Source organism: Roseicyclus sp. (assembly GCF_052168335.1).
GTDB lineage: Bacteria > Pseudomonadota > Alphaproteobacteria > Rhodobacterales > Rhodobacteraceae > Roseibacterium.
Window position 1 is genome coordinate 1 of sequence record NZ_JBQLZP010000682.1, and the last position, 2,407, is coordinate 2,407.

The following is a 2,407-nucleotide window of genomic DNA, read 5'->3' on the forward strand; positions in this document are numbered from 1 at the left end:
AAGCCGGAACTGACGGCCGCTCCGGCGACGACGCCCCAGGCCACCCGGGAGACGCGCTTGCCCCGCGTCTGGAAGCGCACCGAGACGAGGAGCGCGACCGCCCCGATCGCGAGCCCGATGGCCGTGTGCGACAGGCCGGTCAGCGCCTCGATCCGATGGGCGAGCCCCGACGCGGCGGCGTCCGCCTCCGCGATGGGAAAGAGCATCGGCCTCACGCCTCCGAGCACGCCGAAGATTGCCGCGCTCGCCGTCACGCCCATGACGATGGCGATCATCAGCGCGCGGATATCCCCGCCACCGAGCCGGGCGAGCACGCCGTAGCTGCAATTCCCCGCCTGGGCCATCCCGTAGCCGAACAAGAGGCCGCCGACGATGCCACCCAGCAGCGAATAGCGGTGGTTGAGGTAGATCGTGGAGGACAGGTCGATGAAGCCCAGCGCCTCCGCCCCGAAGTTCAGGAGGAGCGCCGTGCCGAGCGCCGTGACCCACATCCACATGCGGCCGTAGTCCTGGCCGTAATGGACGTCCTCGATCATGCCCAGGGTGCAGAACTTGCCGAGCCGGGCCGCGAGACCCAGAGCGATGCCGCCCACGGCGCCGACCGCGAGGATGGCGCCGGATTCCCCGACGAGATCGAGCATGTTCCCTCCCTTGGCACCGGCGCTGGCCGCTGGTCAGGCTCAGGTGCAGAACAACTCGTAGACCTGTTCGATGATCCGGCGCGCCCGGTCGTCTGTCAAACTGTAAAAGATCTGCTTGCCGTCGCGGCGGGCCGAAATCAGCCTTTCCTGGCGGAGCCGGGCGAGCTGCTGGGAGACCGCCGCCTGCCGCGAGGACAGCATGTGCTCGAGTTCGGTCACCGACTTCTCGCCATGCGCCAGCGAGCACAGGATCATCAGGCGCCCCTCGTGGCTCAGCGCCTTGAGGAAGTCCGAGGCATCCTGCGCGTTGTTCTTCACGCGCTTCCAGGTCTCCTCGTCCATCGGCTTGCCCGGGTCGGGCAGGATGGACCTTACGCAGGAATGGTCGTCAGGCATGATCTCGGACTGCTCAGCCGGTTTGCGGTCGTAGGTCATCGAACCCTAGCCTTCATGCAATCTTGCGCCAACCACCTTGCGCCCTGCGCCGCTCGCCGGGTGCGCCTTGCTCAACTTTGCGGCTCCGCGCGCTCGAGAATGCGGCCGAGGAGGCCCCAGAAGAAATCCTCGCCCGGGTAGCCCTCGATCCGGCCGAGCTCCGTGCCGTCCTGCACGACGACGAAGGTGGGCGAATAGCGCGGCGGCGATGCGAGCGTGACGCCCTCGGGCACCGGATCGCGCAGGTCCGTGCGGACGAGGGGTGCGGCGATCCCCTCGGGCGTGATAGGGTATTCCTGCCCGACATCCGCCGTCCATCGAGCGCACCAGACGCAGCCCGGCTCCTCGAACATGAGAAGCATCATGTCGGCGCGGACCGCGGGAGCTGCAAGAATGCCCGGCGCAACCAGGAGAAGAAACCCGACCGCGCGAATCAACGACGCGATTGACGGGCGGCGAAATTCGAAACTAATATGAATTCTTGAATATGTAGGCATCGGGAGGGGCCCATGTTCGACGTCAGCATGACCGGCGCGTTCCTGGCGGGACTCCTGTCCTTCGTGTCGCCCTGCGTGCTGCCGATGGTGCCCTTCTACCTCAGTTACCTCGCGGGCGTAAGTGTGAACGCCATGGCGGCGAATGGCTCGGTCCCCGCCGCGGTCCGCGGGCGGGCGATCGTCGGCGCGCTCTTCTTCGCCGCGGGGATGCTCACGGTCTTCGTCGGGCTCGGCGCCTCGGCCTCGGCGCTCGGCCAACTGGTGCGCGAATGGTTCGACGTCCTGCGCTGGATCGCGGCAGCGCTCATCATCGTCATGGGGCTGCATTTCCTCGGGGTCTTCCGCATCGGGTTCCTGAACCGCCAGTGGCGGAGCGAGATGGGCGACACCCGGAACCTCGGACTCGGCGGCGCCTATCTCATCGGGCTGGCCTTCGCCTTCGGCTGGACGCCCTGCGTCGGACCGATCCTCGCCGCGATCCTCTTCACCGCGGCGGGCACCGACACGGCGGGGCAGGGCGCGCTGCTCCTGACGAGCTACGGGATCGGCATGACGCTGCCCTTCGTGCTCGCGGCGGCCTTCGTGGGGCCGTTCATGCAGCTCATGGCGCGTTTCCGCCGGCACCTCGGCGCGGTCGAGCGCGTGACGGGCGCGGCGCTGGTGGTCTTCGGGCTGCTCATCGCGACCAACGCGATGAACTACATCGGGCAGTGGATGCTGCAGAACTTCGAGGTTTTCCAGGCGATCGGCTGACGGCAGCCGGAAGGGAGGGACCATGTTCGGGAAAATTCTGGCGCTGACGGCGGTGGCGACCATCGCGGCGGGGGCGGCCTC

At 67.8% G+C, this 2,407-nt stretch carries 4 protein-coding genes; 1 reads left to right on the forward strand and 3 read right to left on the reverse strand.

Annotated elements, in window-relative coordinates:
• From ACTS11_RS20820 to ACTS11_RS20830, 3 genes are all read right to left on the reverse strand, one after another.
• Positions 1-641 (reverse strand): YeeE/YedE thiosulfate transporter family protein (locus ACTS11_RS20820; RefSeq protein WP_442642194.1); only part of this gene is annotated, 641 nt, incomplete at its 3' end.
• 39 nt (positions 642-680) lie between these two features.
• On the reverse strand, positions 681-983 hold the full coding sequence (locus ACTS11_RS20825; protein WP_442642197.1) for an ArsR/SmtB family transcription factor: 303 nt from the start codon (positions 981-983) through the stop codon (positions 681-683).
• A 164-nt stretch (positions 984-1,147) separates the two neighbouring features.
• Positions 1,148-1,441, reverse strand: coding sequence for a hypothetical protein (locus ACTS11_RS20830; protein ID WP_442642195.1), 294 nt, complete (start codon positions 1,439-1,441; stop codon positions 1,148-1,150).
• A gap of 144 nt (positions 1,442-1,585) precedes the next feature.
• On the opposite strand from ACTS11_RS20830, the gene ACTS11_RS20835 reads away from it, so the two are divergent.
• Entirely contained in the window at positions 1,586-2,326 is a 741-nt protein-coding gene (locus ACTS11_RS20835; RefSeq protein ID WP_442642196.1) for a cytochrome c biogenesis CcdA family protein, read from the forward strand.
• Positions 2,327-2,407 lie beyond the last annotated feature (81 nt).